Annotated in this window: 18 protein-coding genes; 8 read left to right on the plus strand and 10 right to left on the minus strand. The window is 31.3% G+C overall.

Features of this window, described 5'->3' with window-relative positions; genetic code table 11:
• Window positions 1–289: 289 nt before the first annotated feature.
• Window positions 290–1,153, minus strand: a complete 864-nt coding sequence (locus tag KLA_RS02490) for an RNA polymerase sigma factor RpoD/SigA (protein ID WP_013622496.1) — start codon at window positions 1,151–1,153, stop codon at window positions 290–292.
• Window positions 1,154–1,342: 189 nt separating this feature from the next.
• Here KLA_RS02490 and KLA_RS02495 point away from each other — a divergent pair, with 189 nt between their 5' ends.
• From KLA_RS02495 to KLA_RS02520, 6 genes are all read left to right on the plus strand, one after another.
• The gene (locus KLA_RS02495) at window positions 1,343–1,852 is read left to right on the plus strand and encodes a DUF6155 family protein (protein WP_013622495.1); all 510 of its coding nucleotides are present in this window, start codon (window positions 1,343–1,345) and stop codon (window positions 1,850–1,852) included.
• 149 nt (window positions 1,853–2,001) lie between these two features.
• Entirely contained in the window at window positions 2,002–3,513 is a 1,512-nt protein-coding gene (locus tag KLA_RS02500) for a DEAD/DEAH box helicase (RefSeq protein ID WP_013622494.1), read from the plus strand.
• A 10-nt stretch (window positions 3,514–3,523) separates the two neighbouring features.
• Window positions 3,524–4,762, plus strand: a complete 1,239-nt coding sequence (locus KLA_RS02505; RefSeq protein WP_034643490.1) for a glycosyltransferase — start codon at window positions 3,524–3,526, stop codon at window positions 4,760–4,762.
• Window positions 4,763–4,773: 11 nt separating this feature from the next.
• On the plus strand, window positions 4,774–5,616 hold the full coding sequence (locus KLA_RS02510) for a 1,4-dihydroxy-2-naphthoyl-CoA synthase (protein ID WP_170932137.1): 843 nt from the start codon (window positions 4,774–4,776) through the stop codon (window positions 5,614–5,616).
• A 235-nt stretch (window positions 5,617–5,851) separates the two neighbouring features.
• Window positions 5,852–6,322: an OsmC family protein gene (locus KLA_RS02515; RefSeq protein ID WP_034643494.1), complete on the plus strand. Its 471-nt coding sequence runs from the start codon at window positions 5,852–5,854 to the stop codon at window positions 6,320–6,322.
• A gap of 44 nt (window positions 6,323–6,366) precedes the next feature.
• On the plus strand, window positions 6,367–6,978 hold the full coding sequence (locus KLA_RS02520) for a DEAD/DEAH box helicase (protein WP_034643497.1): 612 nt from the start codon (window positions 6,367–6,369) through the stop codon (window positions 6,976–6,978).
• Window positions 6,979–7,113: 135 nt separating this feature from the next.
• Here KLA_RS02520 and KLA_RS02525 read toward each other — a convergent pair whose 3' ends face one another.
• Window positions 7,114–8,610 (minus strand): YfcC family protein, encoded by a 1,497-nt coding sequence (locus tag KLA_RS02525; RefSeq protein ID WP_034643500.1) that lies wholly within the window; start codon window positions 8,608–8,610, stop codon window positions 7,114–7,116.
• A gap of 66 nt (window positions 8,611–8,676) precedes the next feature.
• Here KLA_RS02525 and KLA_RS02530 point away from each other — a divergent pair, with 66 nt between their 5' ends.
• Window positions 8,677–9,342 (plus strand): uracil-DNA glycosylase, encoded by a 666-nt coding sequence (locus KLA_RS02530; protein ID WP_034643503.1) that lies wholly within the window; start codon window positions 8,677–8,679, stop codon window positions 9,340–9,342.
• A 13-nt stretch (window positions 9,343–9,355) separates the two neighbouring features.
• Here the strand turns inward: KLA_RS02530 and KLA_RS02535 are convergent, their stop codons facing one another.
• The 5 genes from KLA_RS02535 to KLA_RS02555 form a co-directional block, all read right to left on the minus strand.
• Entirely contained in the window at window positions 9,356–10,201 is an 846-nt protein-coding gene (locus tag KLA_RS02535) for a substrate-binding domain-containing protein (RefSeq protein WP_013622487.1), read from the minus strand.
• A gap of 5 nt (window positions 10,202–10,206) precedes the next feature.
• On the minus strand, window positions 10,207–11,073 hold the full coding sequence (locus KLA_RS02540) for a nucleoside phosphorylase (protein ID WP_034643507.1): 867 nt from the start codon (window positions 11,071–11,073) through the stop codon (window positions 10,207–10,209).
• A gap of 1 nt (window position 11,074) precedes the next feature.
• Window positions 11,075–12,007 (minus strand): DUF1835 domain-containing protein, encoded by a 933-nt coding sequence (locus KLA_RS02545; RefSeq protein ID WP_013622485.1) that lies wholly within the window; start codon window positions 12,005–12,007, stop codon window positions 11,075–11,077.
• 69 nt (window positions 12,008–12,076) lie between these two features.
• Window positions 12,077–12,406 (minus strand): translation initiation factor, encoded by a 330-nt coding sequence (locus KLA_RS02550; protein WP_013622484.1) that lies wholly within the window; start codon window positions 12,404–12,406, stop codon window positions 12,077–12,079.
• Between the two features lie 124 nt (window positions 12,407–12,530).
• Entirely contained in the window at window positions 12,531–13,481 is a 951-nt protein-coding gene (locus KLA_RS02555; protein ID WP_034643510.1) for an isopenicillin N synthase family dioxygenase, read from the minus strand.
• Between the two features lie 126 nt (window positions 13,482–13,607).
• Between KLA_RS02555 and KLA_RS02560 the strand changes: the two genes are divergently transcribed.
• A complete protein-coding gene (locus KLA_RS02560) occupies window positions 13,608–15,584 on the plus strand; it encodes a thiamine pyrophosphate-dependent enzyme (RefSeq protein ID WP_034643513.1) in 1,977 nt (658 codons plus the stop codon).
• A 59-nt stretch (window positions 15,585–15,643) separates the two neighbouring features.
• On the opposite strand, the gene KLA_RS02565 is transcribed toward KLA_RS02560, so the two are convergent.
• The 3 genes from KLA_RS02565 to KLA_RS02575 all read right to left on the minus strand — a co-directional run bounded on the left by KLA_RS02565 (window position 15,644) and on the right by KLA_RS02575 (window position 17,006).
• On the minus strand, window positions 15,644–15,946 hold the full coding sequence (locus KLA_RS02565; RefSeq protein WP_013622481.1) for an HPF/RaiA family ribosome-associated protein: 303 nt from the start codon (window positions 15,944–15,946) through the stop codon (window positions 15,644–15,646).
• A 198-nt stretch (window positions 15,947–16,144) separates the two neighbouring features.
• Complete coding sequence (locus KLA_RS02570) at window positions 16,145–16,450, minus strand: hypothetical protein (RefSeq protein ID WP_013622480.1); 306 nt, start codon at window positions 16,448–16,450, stop codon at window positions 16,145–16,147.
• Between the two features lie 247 nt (window positions 16,451–16,697).
• Entirely contained in the window at window positions 16,698–17,006 is a 309-nt protein-coding gene (locus KLA_RS02575; protein ID WP_034643517.1) for a hypothetical protein, read from the minus strand.
• Window positions 17,007–17,255: the final 249 nt, after the last annotated feature.

Raw genomic sequence — 17,255 nt, forward strand, 5'->3', positions numbered from 1 at the left:
TAACTTCTTACACGATTTAAACGAAATTTTAAGTCTAAATGAATTAGTAGAATTAGATTACATATAACTGTAGTTGTTATTTAAATATTTTAATAAACCCCAAAATCTTTTGTTATGGCACACCAAAACAACTCGGCTTACTTATCATTTGTAGAGAGCCTAAATGAAATTCTATCAGAAGTAAATATTACCAAGCTAAATTATTCTTAGTGGCGTATTTACACTGTAAAAAGCATAAAAAAAAGAGCAACTAATTTAGTTGCTCTTTTTTTTAAATATATTTAAAAAACTACCCTAAGTATGTTTTTAATATTTTACTTCTAGAGTTGTGCTTAAGCTTACGTATAGCTTTTTCTCTAATTTGCCTTACACGCTCACGTGTTAAATCAAAAATTTGACCTATTTCCTCTAAAGTCATAGAATGTTTATCTCCAATACCGTAATACAACTTAACAACATCTGCTTCTCTAGGAGATAATGTTTCTAATGCTCTATTAATCTCAGTATTTAAAGATTGATGCATTAATTTTTCATCTGGGTTAGGAGATTCACCATATTTTATAACATCATATAGGTTAGAATCTTCTCCTTCTTTAAAAGGCGCATCCATAGATACGTGTCTCCCAGAGTTTTTCATAGATTGCTTTACTTCACTAACAGACAACTCTAACTCCTTAGCTATTTCTTCTGCAGAAGGTGGTCTTTCATGTGTTTGTTCTAAATAAGAAAATGCTTTCTTAATTTTATTTATAGAACCAATTTTGTTTAGTGGTAAACGTACAATTCTAGACTGTTCTGCTAGGGCTTGTAAAATAGACTGTCTAATCCACCATACAGCATAAGAAATAAACTTAAAACCTCTGGTTTCATCAAATCTTTTAGCAGCTTTTACCAAACCTACATTACCTTCATTAATTAAATCTGGTAATTTTAGACCCTGATTTTGATATTGTTTAGCAACGGAAACAACAAATCTTAAATTTGCATTTGTTAATTTTTCTAGTGCGGCTTCGTCACCAGCACGTATTTTTTGAGCTAACTCTACTTCTTCATTGGCAGTAATTAGATCTATTTTGCTGATATCTTGCAGGTATTTATCTAATGATTTTGATTCTCTGTTAGTTACCTGTTTGATGATCTTTAGTTGCCTCATATATCTGTTCTGTTAATTTAAAGTTTAAAACTACAGTATACATTTTAAAATGTTATTTTCCAAACATTTAACATACTGTTTATACATTACTTATTAATAAAAAACTTACTTTTTGTAAATTTAGCAGCTTATAAATAAATTATTGCAGGTTTATTTTATTTGGTAACTTTCGGGCTTATAGATTTTTGTATGAGTAAAAGAGCTTTAAAAAAATATTTATCAGAATTAAAAAAAAGCGAATTAGAAGAACAGTTATTAGGACTTTATGAGAAGTTTCCGGCTGTTAAAGCTTATTATAGTTTTGTTTTTAACCCAAAAGAAGAAAAACTAGTACAAGAAGCCAAGTTAAAAATAGGTAATGAGTATTTTCCTGTAAAACGTAAACGCCCTAGAGCACGCAGATCTGTAGCTCAAAAATATATAAAAAACTTTTTATTGCTAGGGGTAGATGCCCCTTTGGTTGCAGATGTTATGCTGTATAATTTAGAAATTGCTCAAGAATTTTCTGTACACAAAAATGTACCAGATGCTTTTTACAAAAGTATGCTAAACTCTTTTGAGCAAGCTATACAGTACATTGCTCTTAATGCAATTTTACCAGAGTTTAAAGATCGTATTTTAGTTATTTATAAACACACACAAGATAATAATTGGATGTTTTCTGACGGATTTTCTAGAGCTTTAGATGCTATAGATTAAATGTAATTATCTTTATTTATCAGCATTTTTTATCAGTTTTATGCTCTAATGTTTTCTAAAAGAACAAAAATCGCCTAATTTAGCAAGGTTTATTTTTAAACTTAAATACATCGTTTTTCTACGATTAATTACAAAATAGGTTATCCAATTTGGAAGAACAGAGAACAACTACAGAAAAAACATTATACGACTACCAACTAGAGGATTTAAACAAAATATTCACATATTTTGATGAAAATCCTGTTGGTACAAACTTGTTGTATCAATTGCCTACCGGTGGCGGAAAAACAGTAGTTTTTTCTGAAATTGCCCGTAGATATATAGCTCAAAAAAATAAAAAAGTTGTAGTACTAACTCACAGAATAGAGCTAAGTGCGCAAACGTCTAAAATGTTAAGCAGTTTTGGCGTAGAAAATAAAGTGATAAATAGTAGTGTTAAAGATTTAAATGATCAAAATAGCTATATGTGCTTTGTAGCTATGGTAGAAACACTAAATAATAGATTACAAGAAGATAATGTAGAGCTAAAAGATATTGGACTTGTTATTATTGATGAGGCTCACTACAACTCTTTTCGTAAGTTATTTAAATACTTTAAAGACTCATCTATACTTGGTGTAACGGCAACACCGCTTAGTTCTAATATTAAGCTACCAATGAAAGACAATTATAAAAAGTTAATCATTGGCGAGTCTATACAATCTTTAATTAAACGTAACTTTTTATCTAGAGCTAACCAATATAGTTATGATGTTGGTTTAAAAACTTTAAAACTGGGTATTAATGGCGATTATACCGTTAAATCATCAGATGAGTTGTATAGCAACCAAACTATGCAAAGTAAGCTATTATCTTCTTATGAAGAATTAGCAAAAGGTACTAAAACACTAATCTTTAACAACGGTATTAGTACATCATACTACGTATATGAAACCTTTAAAAAAGCAGGTTACAACATACGTCATTTAGACAATAAAAATTCTGCAGCAGAACGTAAAGAAATTCTAGAGTGGTTTTCTATAACACCAGATGCCATATTAACATCGGTTAGCATATTAACTACTGGTTTTGATGAGCCTACCGTAGAAACCATTATATTAAACAGAGCAACAAGGTCTTTAACATTGTATTTTCAAATGATTGGTCGTGGTTCTCGTGTTACAGAGAATAAAAATGAGTTTACGGTTATAGATTTAGGAAACAATACAAAAAGATTTGGATTGTGGAGTGAGCCTATAGACTGGCAAGAAATCTTTCATTTCCCTGACTTTTTCTTAGAAAATATTAAGAATGATGAAGAAATAGAACGCGATTTTGTTTATGAAATGCCTCAAGCTTTACGAGATGAATTTTCTAAATCTGAAAACATATTTTTTGATATTAAAGCCGAATATAAGGCTGCTTTTGCTAAAGGATTAAAGTCTAAATCGGTCTTGGAAAAAAGTATAGAGCAGCACGCTAAAATATGTGTAGAAAATAGTGAAGATGTTTTTGATGCACGTATTTTGGCTAAGAAGCTTAAAGAAGAAATACAGTACCGTGTTAGACAATATTCTTACTGTATTATGAATAATACTAAGAACTATAAAGAGTGGCTAGAGGAGGATTATGAGCGTAAATTACGATTAAGCATTTCTCAAAAATTTTCATCTAAAATGTAAATCCTTTAGCGTGAAAAATGTTTTATTTATTGGTTTTGTATGGCCAGAGCCTACAACAACGGCAGCTGGCAGTAGAATTCTTCAGCTTATTACATATTTTAAACAACAAAATTATACGGTTACATTTGCCAGTACAGCAGCTAAATCTGTGTACTCTGTAGATTTTTCATCTTTAGGAGTATCAGAAAAGCAAATACAGCTTAATAACGCTAGTTTTAATGATTTTATAAGCGATTTAAATCCTAATATTGTTGTTTTCGATCGGTTTTTAACAGAAGAGCAATTTGGTTGGCGCGTAGCACAAGTTGTACCAAATGCATTGCGAATTTTAGATACAGAGGATCTTCATTTTTTACGAAAAACAAGAGAAGAAGCTTTTAAAAAAGGAAATAGTACAGTAACAGAAACGCTTTTAAAGGAGCAAGAAATTACAAAGAGAGAAATTGCAAGCATTTACCGTTGCGATTTTTCTTTACTAATTTCTATGTATGAAGAGCAGTTACTAATAAATACTTTTAAAATTGATAGTTCTTTGTTTCTGCATATTCCTTTTATGTTAAACACAAGTGTAAGCACTAATTTTCCGCTGTTTAAAAACAGAAAAGATTTTGTTTGCATTGGTAATGGTAAACACAAACCTAATGTAGATGCTGTGTTGTGGTTACATAAAGAAATTTGGCCGTTAATACGTAAAGAGCTACCAGAAGTAAACCTACACATTTACGGGGCTTATTTACCGCAGCAAATTACAGAAAAGCATAACCCTAAAACAGGATTTCTTGTGCATGGCTGGGGAGAAAATGTAAACCAAATTATGCAACAAACTAAAGTAAATTTAGCTCCGTTGCGTTTTGGTGCTGGCATAAAAGGCAAGTTGGTTGACGCTATGTGTAACGGTACACCTAGTGTAACCACACAAATAGGAGCAGAGGGTATGCACGGTGATTTACCTTGGAGTGGAGAGATATCAACTACAGTTAACAGTTTTGTTGCATCTGCTATAAGCTTGTATACCAATGAAACTAAATGGTTGCAAGCTCAAAAAAATGGTGAACAAATTCTAAATACATATTACGCTAAATCTAAATTAGAGGATAAATTATCTAATAAAATTAGTACTTTGCAAAAAGATATAAAAAAGCATAGAAACACCAATTTTATTGGTAGTTTACTACAGCACCATAGTATGATGAGTACAAAATACTTATCTAAATGGATAGCAGAAAAAGAAAAGAAAAACGAAGCCTAAAATTTATACAAATGAAAAATATTGAGTGGAAAGTAGCTCAGGAGTTTGAAGATATTACGTATAAAAAGTGCAATGGTGTAGCGCGTATAGCGTTTAACAGACCAGATGTACGTAATGCGTTTAGACCAAAAACTACAAGTGAGCTGTACAAAGCATTTTATGATGCACAAGAAGACACATCTATAGGTGTTGTTTTATTATCTGCAGAAGGCCCATCTAGTAAAGATGGTGTATACTCTTTTTGCAGTGGTGGAGATCAAAAGGCAAGAGGTCACCAAGGGTATGTTGGAGAAGATGGTATGCACAGGTTAAATATTTTAGAAGTTCAACGTTTAATACGTTTTATGACAAAAGTGGTAATTGCCGTTGTTCCTGGTTGGGCTGTTGGTGGTGGCCATAGTTTACATGTGGTTTGCGATTTAACTTTGGCAAGTAAAGAACACGCAATATTTAAACAAACAGATGCAGATGTAACTAGTTTTGATGGAGGATATGGTTCTGCGTATTTAGCTAAAATGGTTGGACAGAAAAAAGCTAGAGAAATTTTCTTTTTAGGTCGTAATTACTCTGCTCAAGATGCTTATGAAATGGGAATGGTTAATGCTGTTATACCACATGATGAGTTAGAAGATACTGCATATGAGTGGGCACAAGAAATACTAGAAAAATCGCCAACATCTATAAAAATGCTAAAGTTTGCAATGAACTTAACAGATGATGGTATGGTTGGGCAGCAAGTTTTTGCAGGTGAAGCAACTAGATTGGCGTATATGACAGAAGAAGCTAAAGAAGGGCGTAATGCATTTTTAGAAAAGCGTAAGCCAGACTTTGGAAAAAACAAATGGATTCCTTAAAATTTAAGATGTAAGTGTTTTTAAATTGAAAAAGAGTCTTGTTGGCAAAAACAAGACTCTTTTTACGAGAACACTATATGAAAATGAAAAATTTATTTACGTTTTAATTACACTACTAAAGTAGCTAAGCTTTGTAGTAAAATAAAATGTATGTTGTTAACCTAATAGTTATTGTTGTGTACCTTTGCAATTATGGTGTGTGGTATAAAATAGCAGCTAATAAATAGTTATAAGAATGAAAAAACACAATTACGAGATAACAGTATCGTGGACGGGTAATGAGGGTAATGGTACCCAAAACTATACATCTTATAATAGAAACCATACAATAACAGCAAATCATAAATACGGTGAAATTAAAGGATCATCAGATCCCTCATTTTTAGGTGATAAAACAAAATATAATCCTGAAGACCTTTTTTTATCTTCCTTATCTTCTTGTCATATGCTATGGTATTTACATTTATGCTCTACACATAAAATTGTGGTAAATTCTTATGTAGATAATGCTATTGGCACTATGGAAGAAACTAAAGATGGAAGCGGAAAGTTTACCGGGGTAACTTTACAACCAAAAGTTACAATTACAGATGCTAAAATGTTAGAAAAAGCAAATGAATTACATAAACAAGCTAATAAAATGTGTTTTATAGCAAATTCATGTAATTTTAAAATAGACCACAAACCAAATATAACTGTTTCATAAATTAGTTACTTAGTAAGTACTATACAACTACAAAAAAATATAAGATGTCGTTTAAAAAAATACATCCAGAATTAAAAGAAGCTCTAGAACGTTTAAAAATAACTGAACCAACACCGTTTCAGTCTAAAGTACTCTCAAAAATTAAGGGTGGTGCAAGTATATTTGGTTTAGCTCCTAAAGGATCTGGTAAAACAACAGCTTTGGTTATTAGCACATTACAAAAATTAAAATGTGCAGAGTTTGAAGACGCGCCAAGAGCATTAATTTTTGTAAAGGATAAACAGGCTGCATTAGAACTTAAGCAAGAGTTTGATAAGTTTACATTTAGAATGTCTATACGTACGTATTGTGCTTATGAAGAGCAAAATATAGACGATCAAAGAGATGATATTTATGATGGTGTAGACATTGTAATTGCCACTCCTAAAAGGCTAAATAAAATATTTTACTCTAATGGTATTAACTTAAATGTATTGCAATTGTTTATTGTAGATGATGCCGAGTTTTTAATTAAACCACACCTGTTTTCTGAAATTATTAGAACACCAGAAAGCATAAACAGGTGTCAATATTTGGTTTTTGGAACCAAGTTTGATGACCGCATGCAACGTATGCAAGATTCATTTATGGCTTCTGCACAGATTGTGAAGTTGTAAAAACTTTAGCTTTAAAAAATAAATTTATTAAGGTTTATAATATAAGTTTGGTATTGTAAACCTTAATTTTTTATGTGGTACTGGCACATAAGTTTAAAACATTACTAAAATGTTTATTATGAGCAATATAATTTGTTATAAATAAACAGACACTGTAAGTACTATCATTAAAAACACAGTTAAAATAGCCACTAAAGGCCACACAAATTTTAACCATTTATTGTAACCCACTTTTACAATTGCTAAAGAAGCAAGTATTAATCCTGTAGGGTTTATAAATTTAAATAATCCCATACCATATAAGTAAGCATTTACAATCATTTCTCTGCCAATGCCTGTTGTATCTGCTAATGGAGACATAATTGGCATACTTAAAACAGCCATACCAGATGTAGAAGGTATAAAAAATGAAAGTCCGCTATATACTAACATTACCGAGTTAATAAAGATTCCTTTATCCATACCATTGGTAACACTAGAGGCGTAGTACAATAATGTATCTCCAATTGCACCATCTTGCATTAAAACCGTTACACCTTTAGCAATACCTATAATAAAAGCTACGCCTAGTAATTCTCCGGCTCCTTTTACAAAAGTATCTATAAACTGTGCTTCTTTAATTTTTGCAATAACACCAATAATAATAGAACCTACTAAAAATACCGTTGTCATTTCTACAAACCACCAATCTAAACTAGATACTCCATAAACCATTACAACAAAACAAGCTATAAATACAAGTAATATTAAACGTAGTCTTGCAGTTAATTTTAAGTTGGCCTTGCTAGCGTCTGATCCAAACAAATGTTCAATTTCAGCTTTTTGATCATAAATAATAGACTTGGTAGGGTCTTTTTTAACACGTTGTGCATATCTAATAATGTAGATAATACAAATTACAAGTCCTAAAATTAAAGTAATAACTCTACCATCTATACCAGATGTCCAGTTTATACCTGCAGCATTAGATGCTATAATAACACTAAACGGATTTATAGTAGAAGCCAAAGTTCCTATACAAGATCCAATATAAATAGATGCTAATGCAACCATTGCATCATATTTTGCAGCTAAAAATATAGGAATTAAAATAGGGTAGAAGGCTATTGTTTCTTCTTCTAAGCCAAAAGTTGTTCCACCCATAGCAATAAGGAAAGTAACTAATATTATTAGTATATACTCTTTTCCTTGTAGTTTTTGAGCCAACCAAGCAATTCCGGCATCAAAAGCACCAGTTAAATTCATAATAGCTATTAAACCACCAATAATTAGCACTAGAAAAATAATATCTGCCGCTTCTATAATTCCTTTTATGGGTGATTTTAAAAATGAAGTTACTCCTTGTGGCTGAGCATCAATTTGTTTGTAAGTGTCTGGTATACCAATAGGTTTTCTTATATCTCCGTTTTTAAATTTTTCCAAAGGAATATTTATATGTAACGTAGTTAAGGTTTCTTGCGTAGCTGGCAGTGTTGTAGGCGTATCTTCGCCATACCTTATAAATGTATTATCTGTTTCACTATAAGTTAACGTATCATATTTACCAGCCGGAACCAAGTAAGTTAAAACAGCAACTAATGCTGCAATTACTAGTAATATGGCTTGTGCAGAAGGGAATTTTAATTTTTTCAATGCGTAAATTTTTTCAAGGGTTTAAAGATAATATTATTTTAGTGGATTAATTAGTTTTGATAAAGAATGAAAGCAAACGTATCTAAAAGTTGGAGTCCTATTATTTTACCAGAGTTTAAAAAAGAATATTTTAAAGAACTAACTGCCTTTGTTACTAAAGAATATAACACAAACACATGCTTTCCGGCAACAGAAGATATTTTTGCTGCGTTTAACTATTCTTCTTTTAATACCACTAAAATTGTAATTATTGGTCAAGATCCGTACCACGGCCCACACCAAGCAAACGGATTGTGTTTTTCTGTTAAAGACGGTATTAAACATCCACCATCATTAATAAATATTTTTAAAGAATTAGAGTCCGATTTAAATATACCGTATCCTAAGAGTGGTAATTTAGAACGATGGGCAAAACAAGGAGTACTGTTATTAAACGCCACATTAACTGTTAGAGCACACGAGGCTGGTAGTCATCAAAAAAAAGGATGGGAAACGTTTACAGATACTATTATTAAAAAAATATCTGATGAAAAAGAAGGTGTTATTTTTTTACTTTGGGGCGGATTTGCCAAAAAAAAAGCAAAGTTAATAGATACTAAAAAGCACCATATTTTAACAAGCGGACACCCATCTCCTTTAAGCGCAAACAGAGGCTATTGGTTTGGAAATAAACATTTTAGTACTGCTAATACCATTCTAAAAGATAGTGGCAAAACGCTAATAGAATGGTAATTAAGCTAATTTATTAGAGTAAAATAGTACTACTGTCTAATTTCTTATCAATTAAATCTAAGGAAAGCAGTGTGTCTTGTACTTTTTCTAAGGTTTTTGTGTTTAGTTGTGATTGGCTCCAACGTGTTTTAGACAACCATTCTTGTATATCATCTAACTTTTGCTCATATCTATTAGCTAAAGTCCTATCTATACTTGGTATGGTTTTAAATTCTTCTGTATACATATTAATTACCTCTAATATGTGTTGTAGTGTACCAGAATTTTCTGTAATAAAACTATCTGTTGCTGCAATCACAAAACAAGGCCAAGGAGTAGGGCAGTCTGCCACTCTCCTAAAAGTTCCATTATCTACTAAAGGCTTTGTTGTAAAATGTTCCCACATAAAATAATCAGCAGTACCTTTTGTTAACCCTTCTACAGCGCCATCTAAATTATTAATAACTTCAAATTGTAATTTGCTAGTATCCCAACCTTCATTTTGTGCATTTACATAAGCCATTAAATGACTACCACTCCCAAACCTACTAATTGCAGCTTTGGTGTTTATAAGATCCTCTATTGTCTGGTACTCACTATTTGCACCTACATGAATTCCCCACAAAAGAGGCGTAGCAATATACTCTTGTACAATTTTAGCTTTTGTACCTGCAGTAATACTTTTTACTAAACCTTCAGTAAGTATAATAGCAATATCTGCCTCATTATCTGCTAGCAATTGGCACATTCTTCCTGTACCTTCAGGAATATCTGTCCATTCTAAATTTATACCACGATCTTTAAATGCATTTTCTTCTATAGCTAAATGCCAAGGTAAATTAAAATGCTCTGGAACTCCTATTATTTTTACTGTCTTCAATAGTATTATGTTAGCTTGTTTAGCGTATATTTTATTAATTCTTCTACAGTTTCTGATGGTGTTACAGAAAACTCTCCATTAGCTCTATTGGCTAAAATAGCATTTAAAGAAAGTGCGTTATGTCCTAATAATTTGGCCAAGCCATAAATACCAGCAGTCTCCATTTCTAAATTGGTAACTTTTAAATTGTTATATCTAAAAGAAGCTATTTTACTATTTAAATCATTATCCTGAGTGTTTAAACGTAAAACCCTGCCTTGAGGACCATAAAAACCAACATTTGTAGCGGTAAAACCTTTTACAAACTTATCTGAGTATATTTTATCTGCCAATTCTGTGCTACAAGTAACCACATAAGGCGTAGATTTATCTTTTGCCCAATTGGTATGATTTACAAAAGCATCTTGTACTGCTATATTTTGTACGTGTTTGCTATCGTAAAACTGTAATAAACTATCTAAACCAATAGCGTATTCACTTAATAAAAAAGAATTTATTGGAATATCTGCTTGTATTGCACCAGATGTACCAATTCTAATAATATCCAAACTTGTTTTTTCTTCTTTAATAGTTCTTGTGGTAAAATCTATATTTACCAAAGCGTCTAATTCGTTTAAAACAATATCTATATTGTCTGTACCAATACCTGTAGAAATAACAGAAATACGTTTCCCATTAAGCACACCAGTATGTGTAACAAACTCTCTTTTACCTTTTTTTAGTTCAATAGTATCAAAATATTTAGAAACTTCACCAACTCTGTCAGGGTCACCAACTGTAATTATGGTAGTTGCTATGTCTTCTGGTAATATATTAAGGTGATAAATGCTATTGTCAGCATTTAAAATTAACTCCGATGGACTTAATTGCATATTATAATTTAAGGATTCTGTCTGTGTTGGTGTTGTACAAAAAGTTGTACTTTAATGCACCACCCAGGTAAATGTTATTGTCTTGTATACAAGAGTAATAACTTGTTTGTTGTTCTAGTATTTCTTTTCCTTTTTTTGTTAATTTAACTGGATTAAAAGAGCCAAATAAAGGTTTTAAAGAAGTTATCATTTTTTGATATTGAATATCTCCAAAACCATAACTATTATCTGCTAATAACAGTTTTTTTACAAACTCGTTTTTGGTTTTTGGTTTTTGGGTTGATGCCAATTCTAAAAGATTATTTTCTATTGAATTTAACCCATTTTTAATTGAAGGGAAACGCTGTAAATGTAATTCTATAGCTTTTTCTAGGTAAGGAAACCTATATTTAGCAAAATCTGTTAAGTTTTCTAACCTTATTGGGTTATCACTACAATACAATTGCCATATATAATCTGCATATTCTATATCGTCCTGACGTAAAAAAGTACGTTCTTCATAATGATTTAGTAATTGCTCATCTGTTAACTCAGCTAAACTAAAAAGTTTAGATTGGCCTTCAATTTCACCACTACAAACTACAGATATTTCTGCATATCTGCGGTGCATTTTTAGCCAACTTACTACAGCAAGCATATTAATTTGGCAAAATAAATCATACTCAAACCACAAAACTATTTTATCTTCTTTTTTGTGATTACATAAAGACCTGTACTCTTTTAAAGTAAGATCTATAAATTTTGCTTTTGAAACCTTATAGTTTTTGCTTAAAAAATCGAACCTAGTTTTCCAGAAACTTTCACTACCTACATTGTTTAATGTTTTGCCTTCGCACAACATTTCATTCCAGGTAATAATGTCTCCTTTAATAGGCAAGTTTTTCAATCTATCTGTAAAGTTTCCTCCGTTGGTTATGTGTAAGGTAGAACTCATAGTAGTATTCTAGATTTGAACTCTTAAAATTACATTTTTATCTAAATAATCAAAAAAAAATTAACAATTTTAACCGCCAACCCGTTTTACGTTAAAACCTTTCTCTTTTAATATGCTCATTATCTGATCTCTGTAGTCGCCTTGAATAATAATACTATCATTTTTAAAACTACCACCAACACTAAGTTTTTGCTTTAGTTCTTTGGCCAAAAGTTTAAAATCTTTATCGGCTCCAGTATACCCTTCTAATATGGTAATAGGTTTTCCTTTACGTTTTTCATACTTGCAAATAATAGGGTCGTCTTGCAACCAAATATCACTTTTAGGAGTCTCTTTTTCTGTTTCTTCTGATGGTTTATGATCTGGAAAAAGATTTTTTAATTGGTCTTGTAAGTCCATTGTATTAAAATATTGGTTTAATGCTTATTTAGGGGTTTTATCAATATAAAAAAGAAAAAACAACCAAATACTGGAGTTTTAAATGCCAATATTTAGTTGTTTTGTATAGTTATTTTTTTAATTATTACTTTTTAATAAGTCCTAATTCTATTAATCTTTCGTGTAAAAATTCACCAGCAGTAATATCATCAAACTGTTTAGGGGTATTTTCATCTACACAATTTTCTAAGCAATTTAGCGGCATTTCACTAACTGGGTGCATAAAAAATGGAATAGAGTAACGAGAAGTTCCCCAAAGCTCTTTAGGCGGATTAACAACTTGGTGTATGGTAGATTTTAATTTGTTATTTGTTAGTCTAGACAACATATCACCTACATTAATCATTAACTGATCTGGGCGTGCAATAGCATCTACCCATTCACCATTGTGGTTTTTAACTTGCAAACCTTTACCATGTGCACCCATTAACAATGTAATAAGGTTAATATCTCCGTGAGCTGCTGCACGTACTGCATTTTTAGGCTCATCTTTAATAGGTGGGTAATGTATAGGTCTTAAAATAGAATTACCGTTTTTAATGTAATCATCAAAATAAGTTTCTTCTAAATTTAAGTGCAAAGCAAGTGCTCTAAGCACATATTTAGCTGTTTTTTCTAACATTTTAAATGTTTCTTTACCAACAGCATTAAATTTTGGTTGCTCTTTTACAATAACATTGTCTGGGTATTCTGCTTCTAATTTAGGATCATTTTCTACATACTGTCCAAAATGCCAAAATTCTTTTAAATCTCCTTCTTTTTTACCTTTAGCGTGCTCCTTACCAAAAGAAGTATAGCCACGCTGACCGCCAATACCTTCAATTTCATAGCTGTCTTTTAATTCTTGAGGCTGATTAAAAAAGATTTTAATTTCTTCATATAAATCTGCCACTAACTCATCAGATAAAAAGTGGCCACTTAAGGCAACAAAACCTATGTTTTCAAAAGCACTACCAATTTCCTTGATAAACTTTTCTTTTTGTGTCTTGTCGTCAGATAAAAATTCCTGTAAATTGACACTTGGAATAGAACTCATAGTTTAATATTTTTTATATTCAAATTTAATAATAATCTAACATTTTTTGATAAATTATTAATTTTTGTAACAACATCTCTTCTTATTTGTTACTTTTAATTCTCAATTTATAAAATTTTCCGCTAAATGGAATTCAATAACGAAACAATTTCTTCAGAAGAACAGTTATTACTGTACAAACGTATGATAAAGCCACGTTTAATTGAAGAAAAAATGCTTATTTTATTGCGTCAGGGCAAAATTTCTAAGTGGTTTAGTGGTATTGGCCAGGAGGCCATTGCTGTTGGCGTAACTAGTGCCTTACAAAAAAACGAATATATTCTTCCTATGCACCGTAATTTAGGGGTGTTTACAACAAGGGACATTCCTTTATATAGGTTATTTTCTCAGTGGCAAGGAAAAGCAAACGGGTTTACTAAGGGTAGAGATCGTAGTTTTCATTTTGGAACACAAGAATTTAATATTGTTGGAATGATATCTCACCTTGGTCCGCAATTAGGTGTAGCAGACGGTATTGCTTTGGCAAATAAGTTAAAAGATAATAGCAAGGTAACAGCTGTATTTACAGGAGAAGGCGCTACCAGCGAAGGTGATTTTCACGAGGCTTTAAACGTTGCTGCTGTATGGCAATTACCTGTTTTATTTTGTATTGAAAACAACGGCTACGGCTTATCTACACCAACTAAAGAACAATATTACTGTGAACATCTTGTAGATAAAGGTATAGGTTACGGCATAGAGTCTCACCAAATAGATGGTAACAATATATTAGAGGTTTACGGTAAAGTAACTAAATTGTGTGAGAGTATTAGAAAAAATCCTAGACCCATATTAATAGAATTTTTAACTTTTAGAATGCGTGGTCATGAAGAGGCTAGTGGCACTGCTTATGTACCAAATTCATTGTTAGATGAATGGGCAAAAAAAGATCCAATAGCTAATTACGAAGCTTTTTTAAAAAATAATAACATTTTAACAGACGATTTAATTGCAACCATAAAGGCAGATTTTAAAGCTGAAATTAATGACAATTTACAAGTTGCTTTTGATGAACCAGCAATAACATCTACCATAGAAAACGAATTAAATGATGTGTACAAACCATTTAATTTTAAAGCTATTACACCTACAGATAACGTTAAAAACATACGATTGGTTGATGCCATATCTGAAGGCTTAAAGCAAGCTATGGATAAGTATGAAAACCTTGTTATTATGGGGCAAGATGTAGCAGAATATGGCGGTGTTTTTAAAATTACCGAAGGTTTTGTAGCAGAGTTTGGAACAGAACGGGTACGCAATACTCCAATTTGTGAATCTGCAATTGTATCTACAGCAATGGGGTTATCTATTAACGGGCACAAAGCTGTTGTAGAAATGCAATTTGCAGATTTTGTAAGTAGTGGTTTTAATCCTATTGTAAACTTGTTAGCTAAATCTCATTACAGATGGGCACAAAAAGCAGATGTAGTGGTGCGTATGCCATGTGGTGGCGGTGTGGGAGCAGGGCCATTTCATTCACAAACAAATGAAGCTTGGTTTACAAAAACACCAGGTTTAAAAGTAGTTTACCCAGCTTTTCCTTATGATGCTAAAGGATTGTTAGCTACAGCAATAGAAGATCCAAATCCGGTTTTATTTTTTGAACACAAAGCACTGTACAGGAGCGTTTACCAAGATGTTCCAGAAGGTTATTATACTTTACCAATTGGAAAAGCAAGCCTAATTAAAGAAGGTACTGCAGTAACTATTGTTAGTTATGGAGCTGGTGTGCATTGGGCATTAGAAAGTTTAGAAAACACACCAGAAATTAGTGCAGACCTAATAGACTTAAGAACTTTAACTCCTTTAGATAAAGAAGCTATTTATACATCTGTTAAAAAAACAGGCCGACTTATAATTTTACAAGAAGATAGTATGTTTGGTGGTATTGCTAGTGATATATCTGCAATGGTAATGGAAGACTGTTTTGAGTATTTAGATGCGCCAGTAAAGCGTGTGGCAAGTATAGAAACCCCAATACCTTTTGCAAAAGACTTAGAAACAAAATACCAACCAAAACAAAGGTTTATTACAGAATTAAAAAAACTGTTAGCATACTAATATACTAACAGTTTTTTTACAATTTAGACGTTGCTAAAAGTTAAAATGGAAACAGATTATTAATGTGTTTTCATTTTAGCTTTTCTCTTTTCTAATTGTCTGCTTAAATCATCTATACTAGATGTAATTGCGGCTTCATAAGATGCCTCACTAGATTCTGAAAATAATCTAGGTCCAGGAGCGCTTAACCTTACACCAATTACTTTTCCTTTTTCAGGAGAAGATGTATTCTCTTTTTTAAAAAAAATGTCTGCACTTACAATAAAATCATACTTGTTTAAAAGTTTATCAATTTTTTTTGCGGCTAATATTTCCAAACGGTTACTTGCAGTAACACCATCGTAGTGAAAGTTTATGTTCATAGGTCTAGTATTTTATTTGAAGATACATATAGTACACTAAAAAATCAAATGTTTAAACCTAATATTATATTAAAGTTAAAAATTTGTCTACGCTATAAAATTTAAGGTATTAAAAATTAATAGTTTGTATGTTTATTAAAAATAAAAAAAGCGCAGCTAAAATAGCTACGCTTTTAATAAATTAATGATTTTAAGCAATTACTCTTGCAATTCTAAATCAGTAATAATACTTGTTGTTACTTCTTCTTCCGTTTCATCATCTACTACCGTTTCAGATTCATACGTAATTGTAAATGTTTTACCTTTAAAAGCATCGTCAGACAAGTCGTACTTACCTAATGCTTCAGAACTTACTCCTTGAAATTCCAAAGTAGATCCATCTTCAGCAGAAAATTGATATACTTCGTTGTCATAACCAGAATAGGTAGCAGTTACGCTTTCTGTTGATACTAAAGATGTTACAGCCGTAGCTAATGCAAATAATACAATTGATAAAGTTTTCATAGTGTTCAAATTAATTTAGGGTTAATAACTGTTATATCTACGCGTTAAAAAATGCTTTAGATGTTATAAAAAATGGTTTTATCCTTTTTTTAATGTTAAATTGTTACATTTTTAACAAAAACCATCTACTTAACTAACTGTTTATCAGGTAATTATTAAAAATGTAAGAAAATATGTTAAATTTTAGTTTTATTACTAGCTAATAGTAAAAAGCGTTGCAGACTAGCAACGCTTTTTGTTGTTTTAATTACTCTTCTAATAATGTTAAGTCAGTTAAAATGTTTTTTACTTCCTCCTCTTCAGTTTCGTCATTAGTGTAAGTAACCACCTCATAGGTTACCTTGAATGTTTTTTCTTTAAAAGACTCGTCTAACAAGTCATATTTCTCTAAAGTTTCCGGACTTACTTCATCAAACTCCATTGTTTGTCCTTCATCTGTAGTAAACACATACATTTCATCTTCAAAACCATCGTAGGTTCCCGTAAATGATGCTGTTGTAAACGTAGTTGTAACAGCAGTTGCTAAAGCAAATAAAATAATACTTAGTGTTCTCATTGTGTTTTGTTTAAGGTTAAACCTTATTTACGTTTTAGCTATAATTCTTGGATGTTGTTTAGGTCCTTAAAATGACAAATAATTTCACTTTTTTTTTGTTAAAAACTCCAATTAAAAGTTAGTTGTTTTAACTCCCATATTTTACTGGTAGTTTGGGCTTATGGTTGCACAAATAGTTGTGTGTAAAAGCAAAAAAAATGTGTCATTATTTTAAAATTTCTTCTAAAACTTTTTTTATAACTTGCCTTT

The sequence above is a fragment of the Cellulophaga geojensis KL-A genome (assembly GCF_000568425.1).
GTDB classification, from domain to species: domain Bacteria; phylum Bacteroidota; class Bacteroidia; order Flavobacteriales; family Flavobacteriaceae; genus Cellulophaga; species Cellulophaga lytica.